This is a genomic window from Nonomuraea sp. NPDC051298 (assembly GCF_055586305.1).
On the sequence record NZ_JBVJIM010000023.1, the window covers coordinates 95,544 to 116,656 of the forward strand.

Below are 21,113 nucleotides of genomic sequence, written 5' to 3' on the forward strand. Positions count from 1 at the left end.
ATCTTGTCCGCAACGTCCGTCATTCTGGTATCTGTGAGCACGGAATCGGGATCGACGCGCAAGGACATGCCGGGACGGCTGCTGCGGCTGCTGTCGCTGTTGCAGAGCAGGCGCGAATGGCCGGGCGCCGAGCTGGCCGAACGGCTCGGCGTCAACATCCGCACCGTGCGCCGTGACATCGACCGGCTTCGCGCGCTCGACTACCCGGTGGAGAGCACCACGGGCACCGCCGGCGGCTACCGGCTGGCGTACGGCCGCAACCTGCCGCCGCTGCTGCTGGCCGACGACGAGGCGATCGCGGTCGCGTACGGGCTGGTCACGGCGGCGGCGGGCAGCGTGGCCGGGATCGGGGACAGCTCGATGGGCGCGCTGGCGAAGCTGGAACGGGTGCTGCCGCCCCGGCTGCGGTCGCGGCTGTCGGCCCTGGGCCGCAGCGCCGTGGCCGTGCCCGCGCACGACGCTCCCCCCGTCGACCCGGTGGTGCTGGCCGTGCTCGCCTCGTGCTGCCGCGACGGCCAGGTGATGACGTTCGGCTACCTCGACCGTGCGGGCGCGGGCAGCGATCGCCGCGTCGAGCCGCACCACCTGGTGACCGTCAGAGGCCGCTGGTACCTGATCGCCTACGACCCGGAACGGGCCGGCTGGCGTACGTTCCGCGTCGACCGGATCGTGCGGGCGCGGCCCGCGCCGCCCGGCCGCTTCCCGCCGCGCGCGCTGCCCGCGCCGGACCCGGTCACCCACCTGACCCGGTCGTTCGCCCGAGCCACGTACCGGCACACCGCCCGGCTCAGGGTGGCGCTCGGGGCCGACGCGGTGCGGTCGCGGCTGTTCGCGCACGTACCGGGCGAGATCGAGCCGCAGGGGCCGGACTCGTGCGTGGTCCGCCTCAGCGCGGAGTCCGCCGAACTGGTCACCCAGTACGTCGCCGCGCTCGCGGCGCTCGACGCCGCCGTCACGCTGGTGGACGCCTCGGAGGAGGTCATGGCCCGGCTTCGCGGCCTCCGGGAGCGCCTTCCCGGGTGACCGATCCGGGCGGGGCGGCCTCGTGGGCGGGCGGGCCGCGTCCGTCGAGGACGGCGAGCGTGGCGCGGGCCCGTTCCAGCCAGTACGGCGAGCCGATCCGCTCCCAGATGTGCAGCGCCTGGATGAGGTAGTGCCGCGCGGGCCCGGTGCGCCCGGTGGCCGTGGCGGCGTCGGCGAGGCTGAGCAGGGTCATGGCCTGACCGAACCGCTGCCCGCACTCGCGGTAGACGGCCAGGCACCCGTGCAGCAGCCGCACCCCCTCGTCGTGGTCGCCGAGCCGGATGCGCAGGTCGCCCAGCCACTGGACGGCGTAGGTCTCGACCAGCCGGTCGCCGAGCCGTTCGCCGACCTCCTTGGCCTTGCTGAAGTTCCGTTCGGCGCTGGCGTAGCGGCCTTCGCGCTGGTCGGCCCGGCCCAGGCAGCGCAGGGCCTGCGCCTCGCCAGGCAGATATCCGGCGCCGCGGCTCAGGCGCAGGCAGGTCGTGAAGTGCTCGCGGGCCTCGGCCCAGCGGCGGGTTTCGAGGCGCACGAGGCCGAGGACGTACCCGGCGTACACCTGGCCGGGGACGTTGCCGATCCGCCGCGACAGCCGTCCGGCCGCCGACAGGCAGACGGCGGCCCGGTCGTACTCGCCGGTCAGGCGGTGCACGTAGCCGAGCCCGGACAGGGCGGCGGCCTCGTAGCCGAGGTCGCACAGGTGCCGGGCGTAGGCGAGGGCCTCGTCGAAGCAGGTGACGGCGATGGTGTAGCGGTCCTGGATGGTGTGGAGTTCGCCGAGGTTGCGCAGCATCACCATCGCGGCCGCGTCGTCGCCGGTTCGCCGGGCGGCCTCCAGCACGGGCTCGTGCGTGGCCCGCCAGTCGTCGAAGTAGGTGCGGGACTCGTAGAAGACCGCGAGCGCGGCGGCCAGGCCCGCGGCGGTGCCGATCGCGCCGTCACGCACCGCCCGGCGCGCGACGGCGCCGAGCAGGACGCGTTCCGCCTCGAACCACGCCACCGGGTCGGCCACCAGCCTGCGGGCCACCGGCTCGGGCAGGCTCCAGGTGGGCGCCGTGAGCGGCGCGGCGCCCACGAACCCGCCGCCGAACTGCCGCTCGGCACGGATCGCCAGGTCCAAGTACGCGCCGCGGAGCCGTCCCGCGGCGGCCTCGCGCCGCTCGGGCGGCACGTCGAGCAGGGCCCGCTCCCTGCCGTAGAGGCGGACCAGGTCGTGCAGCCGGTAGCGGCCGCGGCCCGCGGGGAGCAGCAGGTTCGTGTCGGCCAGCTCGTCCACGATCCGCTCCCCCCGCGACGGGGGTACGTCCAGCACGGCGGCGACCGTCCAACCGGCCACGTCATGAGCCGGCAGCGAAGAGCTGAGCAGGTGGAACGCCTCCCGCGCCGGAGCGGACAGACGCCGGTCGGCGGAGGCGAGCACGGTCCTGACCGCCAGGTCCTCCACCGTCAGCTCGTCGAGGCGGCGGCGCTGGTCGCGCAGCGCGGCGTTCAGCTCGGCCAGGCGACGCTGGCTGTTGCCGGTCAGCCGAGCGCCGGCGATGCGGACGGCCAGCGGCAGGTATCCGCAGCGGCGGACGAGCCGCGCGGCGGAGGCGGGGTCGTCGGCGATCCGGTCGTCGCCCGTCATGGAAGCCAGCAGGGCCAGCGCCTCCTGCGCCGACAGCGGTCCGAGCCGCACCCGGTCGGCGTCGATCCCGGCCAGCGTGCTGCGGCTGGTCACCAGCAGGGCGCACCCCGGCGCACCGGGCAGCAGCCCGCGCACGTCGGCGGCGCCGGCCACGTCGTCCAGCACGATCAGCACCCTGCGCTCGGCCAGCGCCGTCCGGTACAGGGCCAGCCGCTCGGTCTCCCTGTCCGGGATGGCCGCGCCGGCGAAGCCGAGGCCGCGCAGCAGGGTGGCGGCGGCCTCGGCGGCGGGCATCGGCGTGCCCGAGGAGCCGTGCATCGGCAGGAAGAGCTGTCCGTCGGGGTACCGCCCGCGTACGGCCCGGCCGACGTGCACCGCGAACGTGGTCTTGCCGACGCCGGGGGGCCCGCTCACCACGACCGCGGCAGGGCCCTCGTCCGGGGTGCCGAGCCAGGACAGCACGCGGTCGCGTTCCGTGGCTCGGCCGACGAAGGCGGGCGCGTCGGGCGGGAGCTGGAAACCGGCCGACGGCGCCGCCTGAGCCGCCGTGGCGCGCCTGACGGGCTGCTCGCCCTGCAGGATGGCCGCCTCCAGCTCGCGCAGGCGGGCGCCTGGCTCGATGCCCAGCTCGCGGGTGGTGACGTGCCAGCCCTCCCGGTAGACGCGCAGCGCGTCGGCGGTGCGGCCGTTGCGGTGCAGCGCCAGCATCAGCCGGTGGCGCAGTCCCTCGTGCAGGGGGTGGTCGGCGGACAGCTCGTGCAGCTCGGGGATCAGCTCGGCGTCGCGGTGCGCGGCGTGGTAGGCGTCGGCCAGCAGCTCGAACGCGGCCAGCCGCCGATGGTCGAGCTGCTCGGCCGCCTCGGCGGCGAACGCGGCCCGCAGGCCGTCGAGCCCGGAGCCCCGCCACAGGCGCAGGGCCCGGCGCAGCGTGGTGACGGCGGCGTCGGGCCTGCCGCCGTCGAGGAGCCGCCGGGCGGAGCCGACCTGTTCCTCGAAGTCGTCCAGGTCGACGCTGCCGGGCGGCGGTCGCAGGAGGTAGCCGGCGGGAACGGTGCGCAGCAGGTCACGCCCGACGCCGGCGGTGTCCAGCAGCCCGCGCAGCCCCGCGACATGCGTGTGGACCTGGGCGCGGGCGGTGGCGGGCGGCGTCGGACCCCAGATGCCGCTGACGATCCGGCTCATGAGCATCGGCTGGTTGCGGCGCAGGAGCAGCAGGGCCAGCAGCGCCCGCTGCTTGGGCGGGCCGAGAGGGACCGGCGTGCCGCCGACGAGCAGGTGCAGCTCGCCGAGCATCAGGAATCTCACGTCGTCCGCTTCAGGGAGAATCGGAACTGCTCCGTTCGGTCGTGGGCGGCTCGAACGATCGTTTCGATCTTAGAGGCGGGAACGATCAGCGTCTTTCCGCTCGGTCGAAACCGGCGGCCCCGTTCCATAGCGAATCCGTAGCCACTTCATCAACCGCCTTTGTCACGCTGTATCTGATCCGGTCCGTAAAGGTGGACGCCTTCGACCGGACGACGTGGTGCGGGAAAGAGCGCTGAGGCGATGGAGCACGTCGCCGACGTGCGTCGCGCCGGCGACGGCGCCACGCGGGCGTGCACGGCGCTACCGGCGACCGAGCGGGGGCCGGTCGCTGTGGCACCACCCGGCCACCCGGTCCGTGCGCCCGGTCAGCGCTCTCGCACGCGTCGCGCGACGAGCGCCGCGTGGGACAACGGTGCCGAGAGGTCTGCCACGTCTCCGTTGGTCGTGTAGTCGAGCAGGACGACGGTTCGGCGGTCGCTGAGCTCGCGAAGCTCTCCGATCAGCTCGGCGGCCCGGTGGTCGAGCACCCAGCGATAGGTCGGGAGGTAGAGCACCCGCCTGGCCTCCTCGTAGCCGAGCAGACGCCCGTCGAGCCGGTGGCCGAGCGGCGGGCCGAGCCGCCGGACCGTTCGCTTGAGTCCCTTCATCGTGGTGATGTCCAGCTTGGTGAAGTCTTCCTGTTCGGTGGTGAACACCTTCAACGCCTGCCAGACGCCTTCGACGGACTGTGACGTCCGTCCCGGATGGCCAGAGACCGGGATGCCGCCGTGCGGGAAGAACGGGCTGAGGCGGACCCACGGCTCGGCCGCCCGGGACGTCACGTCGAGAATCACCGCGTCAGGGAAGTCCCGGTGGAGTGTGGTGCGGCGGCGGTTCGCGACGAGAACGGGCATGGGGGGAGCCTGTCACGCGGGTGTGACGGTTTCACCCTCCGGCCGGGCCCGTCCGGTCGGTGCGGACCGCCGTCGCGAGGTCGGCCTCAGCCCGCCGTCGCCGAGCCGGGGACCGGCTGTTCGGGGCGTGGGTCGCCCTTGGGCCAGAACAGGGAGCCCGGCCTGCGGGCCTCGCGGCGGATCTTGAACACCCCGAGCCTGCACGCCAGCTCCTTGTACGCCGCGCCCACGCGCCCACCGACGTAGACGTTCACCGGGGTGTCGTCCTTGCGGGCGAGCTGTCGCAGGGCGGCGTGCCGGCCGAGGCTGACACAAGCCCCGCTGAAGGCCAGGCCGAGCCTCGCGGGCTCGGTGCCCGCGAGGCGGCTCAGCACGGTGTCGGCGGCCTGCGCCCCGAGCGGCCCGGCGGCGTAGCAGCTCATCCGCAGCGGCCGTCCCGACGGTGCGGCGGCGTCCCCGGCCGCGACGATGCGGTCGTCGTCGACGCTGGTCAGCGTCTCGTCAGTGAGCAACCGGCCGACCTCGTCGGTACGCAGCCCGCTCGCCGCCGCCAGCTCCGGCACGCCGAACCCGGCCGCCCAGATGGTCACCGCGCTCGCGCGCACCGTGCCGTCAGCGAGGACGACCGCGTCCGGCCGGACCTCGGTCACCGCGGTGGCCTCGAGGACGGCGACCCCGTGCCGGGACAGCCACCTGGCGGCATACCGGCGGCCCGGCGCGCTCATCGAGGGAGCCAGCGCTCCGCCACACACCAGCGTGACCCTGCGGCCCCGCTCGGCCAGCTCGGCGGCCGTCTCGATGCCGGTGAGCCCGGCGCCGACCACGGTGACGGGAGCGTCGGGACGCAGCTCGTCCAGCTTGGCGCGCAGTCGCAGCGCGGACTCGTACTCGGCGACGGGGACGGCGAACTCGGCCGCGCCGGGCACCGAGGGCGGAATCGCCCCGGTGCTGCCGACCGCGTAGACGACGTGGTCGTAGTCCAGCGTGCGGCCGGAGGCGAGGCGCACCGCGCGGGCGGCGGTGTCGATGCGCGTGGCGTCGTCGACGACCAGGTGGATGCCCTCGCCCAGCAGCGTGCCGTAGTCCGCCGTGGCCTGTCCTGTCCCGGCGAGGAACTGGTGCAGCCGAATCCGGTCGACGAACTCCGGGCGGGGATTGACCAGGGTGATGTCGACGTCGTCGCGCCTGCGCAGCCGGTTGGCCGCGAGTGTTCCGGCGTAACCGCCGCCGATGACGACGACCTTGTGGGGTGTGGGGCGTCCGGACATGGTGAGGTTTCCCTTCTCGGGTCTTGGAGGGCGTTCTGGGCCTGCGTCCGGTCCGACAAGACAGCGCGCCGGAATGTAAGGCCGACCTGACAGTTCGCGGTGCTACCTGGTCGAACCGGTAGGGAAGACGCGAGCGAGGGAGCGGGGACACACCATGACCTTTCAGTCCGAGCCCGGGGACGGCGGGCCCGACCCGAGCCTGACCGTGATCATGAGCGAGCGGCGTCAACTGATCAATCTGGCGTATCGGCTGCTCGGCTCGCTGGCCGACGCCGAGGACGTCGTCCAGGAGACCTACGCGCGCTGGTACGCCATGTCCCGGCGGCAGCGCGACGCCATCGACTCTCCGGGGGCCTGGCTGACCAGGGTCGCCGGCCGCGTCTGCCTCAACGTGCTCTCCTCGGCACGCGTCCGGCGCGAGACGTACGTGGGCGAGTGGATCCCCGAGCCGCTGCCCGAGCCCGCGGAGTGGACGAGCGGGCGGGCGGGAGACGATCCGGCCGACCGCATCACCCTGGACGAGTCGGTCAACATGGCGTTCCTCGTCGTGCTGGAGTCGATGACCCCGGCCGAGCGGGTCGCGTTCATCCTGCACGACGTCTTCCGCTACTCCTTCACCGAGGTGGCCGAGATCGTCGGCCGTACCCCGGCGGCCTGCCGCCAGCTCGCCTCCTCGGCCCGCCGCCGCCTCCGCGACGCGCAGGCGCCCGCGACCCCGGCGGCCCAGCGGGCCCGGATCGTCAAGGACTTCAAACTGGCCCTGGAAGCCGGGGACATCGACGCCCTCATCGGCCTGCTCGACCCCGGCGCCACGGCGACCAGCGACGGCGGCGGCCTGGTCAGCACCCTGCTCCACCCGGTCGAGGGCGTCGAGCGGATCGTGCGCTCGCTGGTCCACCTCGAAGGCAGGCTGAGCAGCCTGACGATGCTGGAGCGGACCGTCAACGGCCAGCCCGGCCTGATCGCCCAGGAGGACGGCGTCACCGTGTCGGTGTACGCGTTCGCGTTCGCGGGTGACCGGATCAAGCACATCTGGGCGGTACGCAACCCCGACAAGCTCCGGCCGTGGACGTAGGAAGGGGGTCATTTCCAGGATCGGTGAAGTGGCGTCGCCGCCCGTCCCGTACGAACTGGCGTTCCTTCACCGATACGCATCGAGGGGGCGGGGGCGGTTGGGCGAGCGCCGGTTACGCCGCCGACGATCACGCTGCCGGTCCGTTGCCTGTGCGCTGCCTGCGCGCTCAGATCGCCAGCAGGAACTCGTACAGGTTCAGCACCCAGACCAGCAGCCACAACAGGACGGCCTGAATCTCGGCCGCCCTTCGCCCTGACCAACCGTCAGACACCCGACACCACGACCCTCTCCTCGGCCCCGAGGCGGTATCTCCAGTGTGCGCGAACACCGCGCAGCGCGGGTGGGCCGTCTTCGGAACACGGCCAGACAACCGTCCCGCTCGCGCCTGCCCCGGGCAAGCGGCGAGCGGCAGGCGGCAGGCGAGCGTCAGACGACGGCCGAGTGGCGGGCGGGGGTCGCGCGTCGGACGCCAGGCGGACGGGCGGCAGGCGGACGCCGGGCGAGGGCCGCGCGGAGGTCGGGCGGAGGTCGGCGGTCGGGCGAGGGTCGGGCGGAGGTCGGGCGGGGGTCGGCGGTCGGGAGGGGGCGGGGTCATGGTGGTCTTCGCTCTCCTGGTGATCGCCGCCATCGCGCCTCGGACCGCTGGGCCCGGTCGAAGGTCACCCTCGATCGGAAGGCCGGAGGCCGGTCCGCGTCGCCCTTCCCGGTAGCGGCGTCGCTGAACGGGTGCCCCCGCGACGGGAGCGGATCGCGCAGGTCGAGCCTGGTCGCCAGCCAGTAGACCGCGCCCAGGATGGCGGCCGTGCCGGCGATGGCCGTCAGCGCGATCAGCGCGCGCTGCCGTTGCCCCCTGGTGGGACCGTCGCGGGTCGACGGGACGCCCATCTCCGTCTCGAGGGCCTCACAGTCTTCGCACTCGTCCGACTGCCGGGTGACGGTGACGTCATCGCCGCCGACCGGGCCTGACTCCGCTCCTCGCGCCCTGCCCGCGGTGTCGGCGCCCTCGTCCGCCTTTCGCCTCGGCCGCTCACCGCGCCGCGAACTCCTGCCTGTCCGCCCCTGCACCCCGGCTGGCGCGCGATCGGGATGCGGGCGCACCCAGCGCACGCCGCCGTCCCCGTCATCGCCCCCGCCCCCGTCTTCGCCCCCGTCATCGTCGTCGCCCCCGTCGTCGCCCCCGTCGTCACCCCCGTCGTCATCGTCATCACCGTCGTCGTCGGCCGCCGCGACGCTCGCGAAGCCGGGGACGGACACCTGATCGGACGTCTGCCAAGCGGGAGGCATCGGCGCTGCGGCATACAGGAAGGCGGCTGCGGCGGTGAGCAAACGCCACCTCAATCGTCGCCTCAACCCCCGCCTCCCTTACCTCTCGGCTGCGTCCCACTGTGGCGGCCGGTGGTTGGATCAGTGTGAGCCGACGATGAGAAAGCTCTCATCCATCGGCTCCCGGGCGGACTCGGCGACCACGAGGGATGACCGCGAGGGATGACCGCGAAGGATGACAGGGACGGCGGGCGGCATCCCCCGGTGTCCGGCCAGGACGGCGCCCTCCCCGTTCTCGACCGCTCCCCCGTTCTCTGCCCCTCCCCCGTTCTCTGCCGATCTCGCCGGACACCCGCAGGTGAGGCGCGGTGTCTCCGATCGACTTGAGTTCGCCTATAGGCGAATACCTAGCGTCGGTCCCATGACAGAGAACAACCTCACTGGCCGGGTCCGCGTCGCCGTGGTGATCGGGAGCGTGCGCAGGCCCAGACTGGCCGATCCGCTCGCCGCGTGGCTGGAGCGCGAACTCGCCGAGATCGACTGGCTCGACCGCGACCTGATCGACCTGGCCGCGGTCTCGCTGCCGATGCACGACCTGCAGCCGGGCGGCGGGCCGGGGTCGCCGATCGCGGGACGGCTCGCGGACGCGGACGGATTCGTGTTCCTCGTGCCGGAGTACAACCACAGCTTCCCCGCTCCGGTGAAGAACGTGATCGACTGGCACTTCGTCGAGTGGGCGTACAAGCCGGTCGCGTTCGTCGGGTACGGCGCCTCCGGCGGCATCAGGGCCGTCGAGCACCTGCGCACGGTCTTCCCGGAGCTGCGGGCCACCACTATCCGGGAGTCGGTGCTGATCCCGATGGCGTGGGAGCACCTCGACGCCGCCGGCCGGTTCGTTCCTCCGCCGGGCACGGTGCAGGCGCTGCACGCGATGATGGCCGAGTTGCGCACGTGGGCGGGCGCCCTGCGCTCCATCCGGGTCCCCGACCTGGTCGGCCGGACATGAGCAAGCTGACGGGGCCGGAGCTGCGCGCCGCGGTCGTGCTGGTGTTCGGCGGGTTGATGGCGGTGCTGGACGCCACGATCGTCGCGGTGGCGCTGCCGCACCTGATGGCGACGTTCGGCACGTCGTTGACCGCCGCGCAGTGGATCATCACCGCGTACACGCTCGCGATGGTCGCGACGATGCCGCTCGCGGCCGGTCTCGCCGCCCGTTGGGGAGCCCGGCGCGTGTACCTGGGGGCGCTGGTCGGCTTCGCGGTCGCCTCCGCTCTCGCGGGCGCGGCCGACGGCCTGGGCTGGCTGATCGCGGCGCGCGCGGCGCAGGGCCTCAGCGGTGGCCTGATGACGCCGCTCGGGATGGCGATCGGGTTCGGCGCGGTCGCGCCGGAACGCCGCGCCCGGATGATGGCGATCGCCGGCGTGCCGCTGCTGATCGGGCCGATCCTGGGGCCGGTGCTCGGCGCGCTGCTCCTGGGCACCGGGTCGTGGCGGGCGCTGTTCTTCATCACGGTGCCGCTGGCGCTGCTGGGCGCGGCCGGGACGGTGGCCTGGCTGCCGGCCGATTCCGCGGGCGGGCGGCGGGTGCGGCTCGACCTGGCCGGGGCGATGCTGCTGGTCCCGGGCATCGTCGCGGTGGCCTACGGCATCAGCGCCCAGGACGGCCCGTCCTGGGCGCGGATCGCCGCGGTCGCCGTCGGCGCGGTGCTGGTCGCGGTGTTCTCGGTGCGGGCGCTGACCCATCAGGAACCCTTGTTGCGGATCGGCCTTCTGCGCAACCCGACGTTCGGCCGGGGCACGGCGGTCCTGGCCCTGTACGCGGCCCCCTACTTCGGCTCGGCCGTGTTGATGCCCGCCTACGTGCAGATCCTGCGTTCGGACAGCGCGGCGGTCACGGCCGCGCTGATGATCCCCGGCGCGGTCGGCATGGGCGTCAGCCTGCAGATCGCCGCCCGGCTCCTGGAACGGCTCGGGCCCCGGCTGGTCGTCGGAACCGGGCTCGGCCTGGCCATCGGCTCGGGTCTGCTCCAGGTGGTCGTCCTCCGGCCGGACACTCCCTACCTGGTGCTCGGCCTGCTCGCGTTCCTCCAGGGAGCGGGCACGGGCGCGATCATGATGCCGACGATGTCCGGTTCCAGCCGCGATCTCACCGGCCCGGACCTGGCCTCGGGCTCCGCGCTCCTGTCGCTGGTGAGTACGATCTCCAACGGCATGGGCACGGCGGCGGTCAGCGCGCTGTTCACGTTCCTGGCCGCCGTGATGACCGGCGGCGGTTCGCTCGCGGCCCTGGACGGCCTGGGGGCGGCGGCCAGGGCCGCCGACGCGGCCACCATCGTGGACTCCCTGCGGCTGACCCAGGTGGCGGCCCTCATGGTGATGGCGCTCGCCCTGGTAGTACGGCTGCGCTCGCCACGCCGGACCCCGGCGATACTGGACCGGAACGAACCATCGGCGAACGCGGGACGTACACCATGACCACCACCGAACACCTGGCCCCCTCACTCACGGTCGGGGAGGTGGCCAGGGCCGCCGGGGTGACGGCCAACGCCGTCCGCTTCTACGAGCGCTACGGGGTGATCAGCGGTCACCGGAGCAGCGGCAACGCCCGCCGCTTCACCGTCGACGCGGTCTGCAGGATCAGGCTCGCGCTCGCCGCGCAGCGCGTGGGCATCACGCTCAAGGAGAGCGCCGGCATCCTGTCCGGCATCCCGCAGCTCTCACGCGATCTGGGCCAGTGGGCGGAGGCGGGTGAAGAGCTGGTCCGGATCGGCCGTACCCGTATCAGCGAGCTGCAGGCGACCGTGAACGAGCTGGCCACGCTCGACTTCCTCCAGTCGGAGGTCTCGGAGGGCCGCCCGCGGGGGTGAGCTGGGCTCGGGTGCTCGGCCGTGATCGCGTTCGAGCACCTGCGGGGCGCGTTCTCCTCCTGGGCGGTGCTGGGAGAAATCATCGCCCCGGCCGAATCCCGCGGGCCCGGTGGCCGACTGCCATGGGGCCGAAATCTCGCTGAATCTGGCGGAATCGTACGCCGATCCACCAGGCACCGCCCTCTCGCCTGGTGAACGTCGCGTGTACCGCGCGGAACCGCCACGGCACGAGAGTCTCGCGGGGCCGCGAACACCCCACCACGGCCCGGTCACGGTATATCCGAAAGGAACACTTTCGGATATGAGGAAATCGAGTAAGCGGCGTCCCGCAGGCGTCCCGCCTTCCGGTAAATCCGAAAGAGAATTCCGTGGCCGCCGCTATTCGTTCGGGACGGGCGCATTCCGGGAACGCGGCAGGAGAAAAGAAGAATTACGGTCCCGGCCCGCCGCCGATCGCGCGGATTTGAGTCTGGACACGAAAGATCGCGCATGTTACTCATAGGGCGCGGCTGCTGATCACTTATGCCGCCTTTACGTCCCCGCGTGCACCCCCTCGCCCCGGAGTCCGTCGTGATCAGTAAACGCATGCCCTGGTTATGCCTGGCCGCATCCATCTCCCTGGTGATCCCGCTCGTCGTCTCCGGCACGCAGCCGAGTCCCGCGGAGGCGTCCGAGCCGGCCTCCGTCTGCGTCCCCGGTCCCCCGCCCCAGGAGCCGCAGGACGAGCAGCCCGCCTTCGAGGTCGCCGCCGACGAGGCGCCCAAGACGATCACGCATGACGAGGCGCGGCTGAACCTCGGCGCCCGCGCGCTGGACGAGCAGACCGAGATCGGCATCACCCCGCTCACCGAGGCGGAGCTGCCCGCGCTCGGAGCCGGGATGGAGAACGTGACCGAAGGGCCGCGCAGCGGTTACCGGTTCACCCCGACGCCGTTCGAGTTCGAGCAGGACATCACGGTCAGCCTCCCGTACGACTCGAACGAGGTGACCGCCACCGGGCTCACCCCGCAGGACGTGCGCACCTTCTACTACGACGACCAGAATGCCTGCTGGCGGGCCCTGGAGCGGGTCTCCGTGGACGAGCAGACCGGCGTCGTCGTCTCCCGCACCGACCACTTCACCATCATGGTCAACGCGGTGCTGAGCACGCCGGAGGCGCCCGAACAGGCGTCGTTCGACCCGACGCGGATCAAGGGCATCCAGTCCGCCGACCCGTCGACCGGGGTGAGCCAGATCGCCACGCCGACTGCCAACGAGCAGGGCGCGGCCCGGCTGGCGTACCCGATCGAGCTGCCGCAGGGCCGGGCGGGCCTGCAGCCGTCGCTGGCCGTCGGCTACACCTCCTCCGCCGCGGGCGGCTGGATGGGGCTGGGCTGGGACCTGGCCGTGCCGTCGATCGGCATCGACACGCGGTGGGGCGTGCCGCGGTACGACGCCGCGCGGGAGACCGAGACATACCTGATGGCCGGGGAGCAGCTCACCCCGGTGGCGCACCGGGCGGCGCCACGGGCCCGCGCCGAGGACAAGGTGTTCCACCGCCGGGTGGAGGGCGCGTTCACCCGGATCGTCCGGCGCGGCGACTCGCCGAAGACCTACACCTGGGAGGTCACCGACAAGTCCGGCACGACCTGGCGGTACGGCGGCGAGGGCGCCACGCTCGCCGACGACGCGGGCAACGTCTACCAGTGGGCGCTGCGCGAGGTGCGCGACCTCAACGGCAACACGATGCGCTACCAGCACACGCTGGTCGAGGACGCCGGGGTGAACGGCGGCTCCGTGACCGGCCGCGCCCTGTACCCCAAGAAGATCACCTACACCGGCCGCGGGGAGACCGACGGGCCGTACTCGGTGACGTTCGTGCGGGACCGGGAGCTGGGCGAGCAGCGGCGCGGCGACGTGACGATCGACGCACGGGGCGGGTTCAAGCACGTGCTGGCCGACCTGCTGCGCCGGGTCGAGGTCCGGCTGAACGACGAGCTGATCCGCCGCTACGACTTCGGCTACACGCAAGGGGCGTTCCACAAGACGCTGCTGAGGACGATCCAGCAGTACGACGCCGCCGGGAAGCTGTTCGCCGACCACGAGTTCGGCTACTTCGACGACATCCGCGACGCCGCCGGCCGGTACGAGGCGTTCACCAGGCTCGACTGGACCTCCCCCGACGACGGGCTGGGCAACGGCCTGGTCAACGGCGTACGTCCGGGCGCCGGCGAGGCCGGCGCGCTCAACGCCAACACCTCCACGAGCGCGGGCGGGCACCTGTACGTCGGCTTCGGCCCCAATTCCCGCAAGACGGGCTCCGTCGGCGTGAAGGCGGGCTTCAGCCGCAGCTCGGACGAGGGGCTGCTGGCCCTGGTGGACGTGGACGGCGACAACCTGCCGGACAAGGTCTTCAGCGACGGCGACGGCCACGTCTTCCGCAAGAACCTGTCGCGGCCGGGCGGCCAGCCCAGGTTCGCCGAGCAGACCACCCCGCTGCGGAACCTGCCGGGGATCTTCGGTGAGACCGCGAGCACCCGTACGGTCGGCACCGAGGCGTACCCCGGGGCCGGCGCGGTGCAACTGGACTACGTCGACATGATCAGCACCACCGAGCGGTACTTCAGCGACGTCAACTCCGACGGCGTCACCGACCTGGTGAACGGCGAGAGCGTGCTGTTCGGCCGGGTCGGCCCCGACGGGACGCCGGTGTACGGGGCGGCGTCGGACACGCCGGTCCCCGTGGGCGACAGCGAGGTGGACGGCGACGGCCTGCTGCCGGACTACGCGGCCGACCGGGAGCGGCGGATCGCCTCGTTCCCGCTGGTGGACAGCCTGCGCAGGTGGACCGCGCCGTACGACGGCACGGTCCGCGTCAGCGGCGCGGTACGCCTGGCCGAGCCCGGCGGCGACCTGCCCGCCTTCGCCAGGCCCGACGGGGTGCGGGTGGCGATCCAGCACGAGGACACCGAGCTGTGGTCGGCCCGGATCCAGGCCGGCGACCACGGCGAGCACACCCCGGAGGGGACCGACGCGGTACGGGTCCGGCGGGGCGAGCACCTGTACTTCCGGGTCGGCTCGGTCCTGGACGGCGCGGCCGACCAGGTGGCCTGGGACCCGAGCATCGCCTACACCGACGTGGCGGAGGCGGCCGACGCCAACGGCCTGTCGCTGACCTCCTACACCGCCTCGGCGGACTTCACCCTGGCCGGGCGCACGTCCAAGGTGACCGCCCCGGCGGACGGCACCCTCACCCTGACCGGCCCGCTCACCAAGAAGGCCGCCACCACCGACGACCTCACCGTCGTCGTCACCCGGGCCGGGCAGCCGGTCCTGGAGCGGCGGGTGGCGGCGGCGTTCACCGGTGAGGTGCCGGTGGACCTGGCGCTGCCGGTCACCCGGGGCCAGGAGCTGTCGTGGCGGATCAAGGTGGACTCGCCGATCGACGTGGCCGGCGTGGAGTGGACCCCCACGGCGAGCTACGCGACGGCGGGCGCGATGGCCGGTCCCGCCGCGGCCGACGAGCGGTTCGAGCAGCAGATCAGCGCGCCGTACGACATCGACACCTACCCGGTCTCGAACGCGACCGCGCCGCCGCGGCCGTACACCGTGGCCGAGGGCGGGACCCTCACGGTCACGCCCCAGGTGAGCGTGGCGGAGGGCGGCAGCGGCCAGGCGGTGTTCACCGTCAAGAAGCGGGGCGCCCTGCTGGCCAAGCACGTGGTCGAACTGGGCGCCGAGCCCGTGCCGGTGCAGGTCGAGGCCGCGGCGGGCGACGAGCTGTACTTCGACGTCACCGCCGCCGCCCCCGACGCGGTCGCCGGGGCGTCGGTCCTGGTGAACGGGGCCGAGGCGGCGGCGACCGTGCACAGCCCGGTGGCCGAGGGCGTGTACGGGCGGCCCTACCGCGGCTGGGCGACGGTCGGCTACAACGCCAACGGCGACCGGGCCACGCAGCCGGTCCGCGAGGCCGACCTGGAGCGGCTGGAGGACGTCAAGGCGCAACTGCCGGAGCGGGTCGACCCGGCGGCCGACCGGGAGGCGTTCGAGCGGGACCCGCGGATCGCCCCGCCCAACGCGATCCTGTTCTCGCCGGACCCGGCGCAGCGGCGGTGGGGCTCGGGCGAGGAGTCCTGGATCGCGGCCGGGACGGCGGCCAGCTCGCGGCTCGGCGGCCAGTCGATCGGGCTGCCCACCGCCGCCGACGTGTCCGGCGTGCGGGCGGTGCCGCGCATGTCGCGCTCCCAGCAGATCTCTCTGACCGGCGGCGTCGGCGGGGAGGTCGGCAGCGCCGGCGGCAGCGTCGCCACCGGCACCTCCAGCGGCGAGCTGGACTACCTCGACATGAACGCCGACGGGTTCCCCGACGTGGTCGGCGCGGGCGGCATCCAGTACACCGACCCGACCGGGGTGCTGGGCGCGACCCGCGGCGACATGCCCGACGGGGCCGTACGGTCGGCGCGCAACGTCGCGGGCAACGCCAACGCGGGCAGCCCCGCCCGTACGATCACCACCGGCCGCGGCCAGGCCGCCCCGAACGGGGACACTTCGGCCAACACCTCGGCGGCGGGCAACGACATGCCGCCGCTCGGCGTGGGCGGCAACCTCGGCTCCGGCTCCTCCGACGCCAGGTCGGACCTGCTCGACATCAACGGCGACGGGCTGCCGGACCGGGTCTACGAGGACGGGCGCGCGGCGCTGAACCTGGGCTACCGGTTCGCCGCGCCGGAGCCGTGGCCGGGCGGTCCGCTGAACGACGCCGGCAACGACAACGCCGGGGTGAACATCGGCTTCAACACCGACTTCTACGGCTTCGCCGGAGGCGCGTCGTTCAACCAGGGCGACAGCTCCAGCTCCGCCACGCTGGCGGACGTCAACGGCGACGGCCTGGCCGACCGGGTCTTCGCGGGCACGCCGATCAAGGTGGCGGTCAACACCGGCAACGGGTTCGCCGCGCCGGTCGAGTTCGGCGGCAGCCTGCCGGGACTGAACGGCGACGCCAACGCCAAGCTGGGCGGCGGGGCGTACTTCACGGTCGCGATCGGCATCGGGCTGTTCGGCATCGGCGGATACCTCATCATCAACCCCGGCGCGGACACCTCCACGGGGGCCTCGCGCGCCGAGCAGATGCTGCGCGACCTCAACGGCGACGGCTTCGCCGACCACCTGGCCTCCACCTCGGACGACCAGCTCACGGTGGCCGCCAACCAGACCGGCCGCACCAACCTGCTCAAGACCGTCACCCGGCCGCTGGGCTCCACGATCGAGCTGGACTACGCCCGCGACGGCAACACCTACGACCAGCCGGGCTCGCGGTTCGTGCTCAGCTCGGTCAAGACGGACGACGGCCTGGCCGGGGACGGGCCGGACGTCCAGCACAGCACGTTCGCCTACTCCGGCGGCGTCTACGACCGGCTGGAGCGGGAGTTCCTCGGCTACGGCAAGGTCGTCACCCAGCACCGCGACCGCGCCGGTCAGGTGTTCAGGACGCTCACCCACGAGTTCGACACCGGCGGCCACTACACGCGGGGCCTGCTCACCCGTACGGCCACCGCGGACGCCGAGAACCGGCTGTTCACCGAGACGGTCAGCGCGTACGAGCTGCGCGACGTCGCCACCGGCGGACCCGGCGACGGCGACAGCACCGGCGCGGCCATCTTCCCGATGCTGGTCCGCACCGATCAGCGCTGGTACGAGGGCCAGGCCGAGCCCGGCAAGCAGACCCGCACCGAAATGGCCTACGACCGGTTCGGCAACGTGACCAGGACGGTCGACCGCGGCGAGAGCGGCGAGGCCGACGACGTGGTCACCACCGTGGGCTACGCCGACTGCGGCGCCACCCACGTGATCGGCACGGCGAACTCCTCCGAGGTGCGCGGCGGCGGCGCGGTGATGCGGCGCAGCGCGTCCGACGTCGACTGCGCCACCGGCACCGCGACCCGGCACCGCGCCGAACTCGCCGACGGGTCGGACGCGGTGACCGACGCGACGTACAACGCCGACGGCATGATCAGCACGCTGACCCAGCCGGCCAACCACCGGGGGCAGCGCTACAAGCTGACCTACGGCTACGACGACGTGACCGGCACGTACGTCACCTCGGTCCTCGACAGCTTCGGCAACCGCTCCACCGCCACGCACGACCTCAGGTTCGGCCGGACCCTCGTCTCCTCCGACGTCAACGACCAGCGGCTGGTCCACACCTACGACGACGCCGGCCGGCTGGCCACCGTGACCGGCCCGCACGACCACGGGGCAGGGAAGCCGACCGTCGCCTTCGAGTACCACCCGGAGGCGCCCGTCCCGTACGCCGTCACCCGCCACCTGGACCGGGCCGGGGACGGGACGGTCAAGGCCGACACGATCGACACCGTCACCTTCACCGACGGCTCCGGCCGCGTCGTGCAGACCAAGAAGGACGCGACCGTCAGCGGCGTGGACATGATGACGGTCTCCGGCCGGATCGTCTTCGACGAGTTCGGCCGGACGGTCGGGCAGCACTACCCGGTCACCGAGCCCAAGGGCGCCGGGAACGCCGGGAACACGGCGTTCAACCCGGCGTTCGACACCGTCCGGCCGACCGAGACCGGTTACGACGTGCTGGACCGCACCCTGCGCGTCGTGCTGCCCGACCAGACGCGGACCGTCACCGCGTACGGCTTCGGCAACGACCGCGCGGGCGCCCGGCAGTTCGAGACCGCGGTCACCGACGCCGAGGGCAACACCACCCGCACCCACACCGACGTGCGGGAACAGATCACCTCCGTCCGCCAGCCGAGCGCGGTCAACGGCGGCCCGCCCATCTGGACGAGCTACGCCTACGACCCGCTCGGCCAGCTCACCCGGGTCACCGACGACCAGAACAACCACACCACCAGCGCGTACGACCGCTTCGGCCGCCGCACCACGGTGACCAGCCCCGACGCCGGCCGGACCACCACCGGCTACGACCTGGCCGGGAACGTGACCAGCAAGGTCACCGCCAACCTGGCCGCCAGGGACAAGAAGATCACCTACGGGTACGACTTCGACCGGCTGGTCTCGATCGACTACCCGACCTTCCAGGCCAACGACGTCCGCTACACCTACGGCGAGCCCGGCGCGGCCCACAACGCCGCCGGCCGGGTCACCAAGATCGAGGACGCGGGCGGCGTGACCACCCGCCAGTACGGGCCGCTCGGCGAGGTCGTGTCGGAGACCAAGGTGCTGCCGGGGCCCGGCCCGCACGCCAAGACCTTCACCACGGGCTACCGCTACGACAGCTTCGGCCGGGTCCTCCAGCTCACCTACCCCGACGGGGAGGTGCTGACCTACGGCTACGACTCCGGCGGTCAGGTGATCTCGGCGACCGGGGCCAAGGGCGGCCACACCTACGCGTACCTGCGCAGTCTGCACTACGACAAGTTCGAGCAGCGCATCCACATGGCGCTGGGCAACGGCACCGCCACCACGTTCACCTACGACGCCGCCGACCGCAGCCTGGCGCTGGTCAACTCCACGCTGCCCACCGGGTACGCGTTCCAGCACCTGCGCTACGGCTACGACGACGTCGGGAACATCACCCGCCTGCAGAACGACACCGACATCCCGGGCCCGTCCACGACGCCCAAGCTCGGCGGGCCGTCCACGCAGACCTACATCTACGACAACCTCCACCGGCTGACCCAGGCGAGCGGGCAGTACACGCCGGACGTCAACAAGACCGACACCTACGCCTACCGCACGACGTACGACACGATCAACAACGTCGTCGGCAAGCACCAGCGGCACGCCGTGGTCCTGGGCAACGGCAGCGAACAGGTGCAGCAGGACACCACCTACACCCACGTCTACGAGTTCGCCGGCTCCCGCCCGCACGCGCCCACCGAGGTCGGCCCGCACGAGATGCGCTACGACGCCAACGGCAACGTCGTCGACCAGGTCTCCGACGTGCTGCCGGGCAAGCCGCGCAGGCAGCTCGTCTGGGACGAGGACAACCGGCTGGCCTGCGTCCACGACCACGCCAAGAACGACACCAGGCCGCAGGACCCGTCCGCCTGCTACGACCGGGGCAAGCCGCCCACGGTCCGCTTCACCTACGACGACCAGGGCCAGCGGGTGGTCAAGGACGGTCCGCAGACCACGCTCTATCCCAACCAGAACTACACGGCCCGCAACGAGACCGAGTTCAAGCACGTCTTCGTGGGCACCACCCGCGTCGCCACGAAGACCGCCAAGCCGGGCGCCGCGTACGAGAAGGACCAGTTCTTCTACCACGGCGACCAGGTGGGCTCCACCACGTTCGGCACCGACGGCACCGGCCGGCTGGCCGAGCACGTCAACTACTTCCCCAGCGGTGAGACCTGGGTCGACGAGCGGCCGAGCCAGCAGAACCCGTACCGGTTCTCCGGCAAGGAGCTGGACCCGGAGACCGGCTACTACTACCACGGCGCCCGCTACTACGACCCCAGGACGGGCCTGTGGAAGTCCGCCGACCCCGTCATCGGCGACTATCTCGACGGCGAGGGCAACAACGGCGTCTACAACCCCGCCAACCTCAACCTGTACGGGTACGGCTACCAGAACCCCGTCCAGAACACCGACCCCGACGGCAACCTCGTCTTCCTCGTCCCGGCCGCCGTCCTGGTCGGCAAGGGCGTCATGTGGGGCATGACCGCCTACAGCGCGTACCAGGGCGCCAGAGCGGTGGCCGGCACGGTCAGCGACGTCGCCGAGGGCAGGAAGACCTGGCAGGAGGGCGCCACCGAGGCCGGGTGGGCGGTGGCCGAGGCGGGCGCGGAGGCCGCGCTCGGCCGGTTGAGGGTGGTCGAGCGCGCGGCCGGCTGGGTGGGCAACACCCAGGTCGGCCGGCGGGCCGCCGACTGGGTGTCGGACCGGGTCGGCTCCGTGACGTCGGGGAACGGCTCCGTCACCCGCCGGATCACCGACTGCCTGCTCAACAGCTTCACGCCCGAGACCGAAGTCCTGATGGGCGACGGGACGACCAAGCCGATCGCGGAGGTCGAGGTCGGGGACGAGGTCCTCGCCACCGATCCGGAGACCGGCCGCACCGAGCCCGGCCGCGTGACCGACCTCATCACCGGCGACGGCGACAAGCACCTCGTCAAGGTCACCGTCAGCGGCAACGCCGACGGCGCGAGCGGCGAGGGCGGGAGCGGCGGGGACGGGAGCGGCGGAGGCGACGGCGGCGGGGCCTCCGCCATCACCGCGACGGACGGACACCCCTTCTGGGTCGCGGACCCGGGCCGCTGGGTCGACGCCGAGGACCTCAAGCCCGGGATGCTGCTCCGCACGTCCGCCGGCACCTACGTGCAGGTCGAGTCGGTCACCGCGTGGACGGCGGCGCAGCGGGTCCACAACCTGACGGTCGCGGACGTGCACACGTACTACGTGGTCGCGGGCGGCACGCCGGTCCTGGTCCACAACAGCCTTCCGTGCGGACCGGTCGCCTACGGCGGGACGGCGATGAGCGACTTCGCCATCAAGTACCGGCGGGAGAAGGGCATCCCGTCGACCCAGAACGTCGCGGTGTACCGGGTGCGGCACGCGGACGGCAGGGAAGAGGACATCCCCTTCGTCAACACGCCGTTCGGCCCCCACTCCGAGGCCCACGCCGACACGGCCCTCGCGGGCATCGACCCGAAGTCCGTGGTGGCCGTCTTCTCAGAACGGGCGTTCTGCACCAGGGCGGGCCATGAGTGCGCGGCGCGGATGAGCCGCTACACGAACGCGAGACTGTCGTGGTCGTTCGAGGAGGACGAGTACGCGCCATCGGCCATCCAACGCGCCGTCTGGGGACGAGGAGGGCACCCTTGA

10 protein-coding genes are annotated in these 21,113 nt (G+C 72.8%); 6 read left to right on the forward strand and 4 right to left on the reverse strand.

Annotated elements, in window-relative coordinates:
- Positions 1 to 66 precede the first annotated feature (66 nt).
- Entirely contained in the window at positions 67 to 1,023 is a 957-nt protein-coding gene (locus ACZ6S0_RS41850; RefSeq protein WP_465924932.1) for a helix-turn-helix transcriptional regulator, read from the forward strand.
- Here the strand turns inward: ACZ6S0_RS41850 and ACZ6S0_RS41855 are convergent.
- The 3 genes from ACZ6S0_RS41855 to ACZ6S0_RS41865 all read right to left on the reverse strand — a co-directional run bounded on the left by ACZ6S0_RS41855 (position 980) and on the right by ACZ6S0_RS41865 (position 6,113).
- Positions 980 to 3,952 (reverse strand): AfsR/SARP family transcriptional regulator, encoded by a 2,973-nt coding sequence (locus tag ACZ6S0_RS41855; protein ID WP_465924884.1) that lies wholly within the window; start codon positions 3,950 to 3,952, stop codon positions 980 to 982. The genes ACZ6S0_RS41850 and ACZ6S0_RS41855 overlap by 44 nt on opposite strands.
- A 365-nt stretch (positions 3,953 to 4,317) precedes the next feature.
- Entirely contained in the window at positions 4,318 to 4,845 is a 528-nt protein-coding gene (locus ACZ6S0_RS41860) for a DUF6939 family protein (RefSeq protein WP_465924885.1), read from the reverse strand.
- 86 nt (positions 4,846 to 4,931) lie between these two features.
- Entirely contained in the window at positions 4,932 to 6,113 is a 1,182-nt protein-coding gene (locus ACZ6S0_RS41865; protein ID WP_465924886.1) for an NAD(P)/FAD-dependent oxidoreductase, read from the reverse strand.
- Between the two features lie 154 nt (positions 6,114 to 6,267).
- Between ACZ6S0_RS41865 and sigJ the strand changes: the two genes are divergently transcribed.
- On the forward strand, positions 6,268 to 7,188 hold the full coding sequence (gene sigJ / locus ACZ6S0_RS41870; protein WP_465924887.1) for an RNA polymerase sigma factor SigJ: 921 nt from the start codon (positions 6,268 to 6,270) through the stop codon (positions 7,186 to 7,188).
- Positions 7,189 to 7,779: 591 nt separating this feature from the next.
- Here the strand turns inward: sigJ and ACZ6S0_RS41875 are convergent.
- A complete protein-coding gene (locus tag ACZ6S0_RS41875) occupies positions 7,780 to 8,514 on the reverse strand; it encodes a hypothetical protein (RefSeq protein WP_465924888.1) in 735 nt (244 codons plus the stop codon).
- 358 nt (positions 8,515 to 8,872) lie between these two features.
- On the opposite strand from ACZ6S0_RS41875, the gene ACZ6S0_RS41880 reads away from it, so the two are divergent.
- The 4 genes from ACZ6S0_RS41880 to ACZ6S0_RS41895 all read left to right on the forward strand — a co-directional run bounded on the left by ACZ6S0_RS41880 (position 8,873) and on the right by ACZ6S0_RS41895 (position 21,113).
- Positions 8,873 to 9,457, forward strand: coding sequence for an NADPH-dependent FMN reductase (locus ACZ6S0_RS41880; RefSeq protein ID WP_465924889.1), 585 nt, complete (start codon positions 8,873 to 8,875; stop codon positions 9,455 to 9,457).
- Entirely contained in the window at positions 9,454 to 10,926 is a 1,473-nt protein-coding gene (locus tag ACZ6S0_RS41885) for a DHA2 family efflux MFS transporter permease subunit (RefSeq protein ID WP_465924890.1), read from the forward strand. The genes ACZ6S0_RS41880 and ACZ6S0_RS41885 overlap by 4 nt, the downstream gene beginning before the upstream one ends.
- Positions 10,923 to 11,318, forward strand: coding sequence for a MerR family transcriptional regulator (locus ACZ6S0_RS41890; protein WP_465924891.1), 396 nt, complete (start codon positions 10,923 to 10,925; stop codon positions 11,316 to 11,318). The genes ACZ6S0_RS41885 and ACZ6S0_RS41890 overlap by 4 nt, the downstream gene beginning before the upstream one ends.
- Positions 11,319 to 11,888: 570 nt before the next feature.
- Positions 11,889 to 21,113 (forward strand): SpvB/TcaC N-terminal domain-containing protein, encoded by a 9,225-nt coding sequence (locus tag ACZ6S0_RS41895; protein WP_465924892.1) that lies wholly within the window; start codon positions 11,889 to 11,891, stop codon positions 21,111 to 21,113.

Coding starts and splice junctions, on each gene's coding strand:
- ACZ6S0_RS41850 (WP_465924932.1), top strand. CDS start 67: ATGCCGGGACGGCTGCTGCGGCTGCTGTCGCTGTTGCAGAGCAGGCGC.
- ACZ6S0_RS41860 (WP_465924885.1), bottom strand. CDS start 4,845: ATGCCCGTTCTCGTCGCGAACCGCCGCCGCACCACACTCCACCGGGAC.
- ACZ6S0_RS41865 (WP_465924886.1), bottom strand. CDS start 6,113: ATGTCCGGACGCCCCACACCCCACAAGGTCGTCGTCATCGGCGGCGGT.
- sigJ (WP_465924887.1), top strand. CDS start 6,268: ATGACCTTTCAGTCCGAGCCCGGGGACGGCGGGCCCGACCCGAGCCTG.
- ACZ6S0_RS41880 (WP_465924889.1), top strand. CDS start 8,873: ATGACAGAGAACAACCTCACTGGCCGGGTCCGCGTCGCCGTGGTGATC.
- ACZ6S0_RS41885 (WP_465924890.1), top strand. CDS start 9,454: ATGAGCAAGCTGACGGGGCCGGAGCTGCGCGCCGCGGTCGTGCTGGTG.
- ACZ6S0_RS41890 (WP_465924891.1), top strand. CDS start 10,923: ATGACCACCACCGAACACCTGGCCCCCTCACTCACGGTCGGGGAGGTG.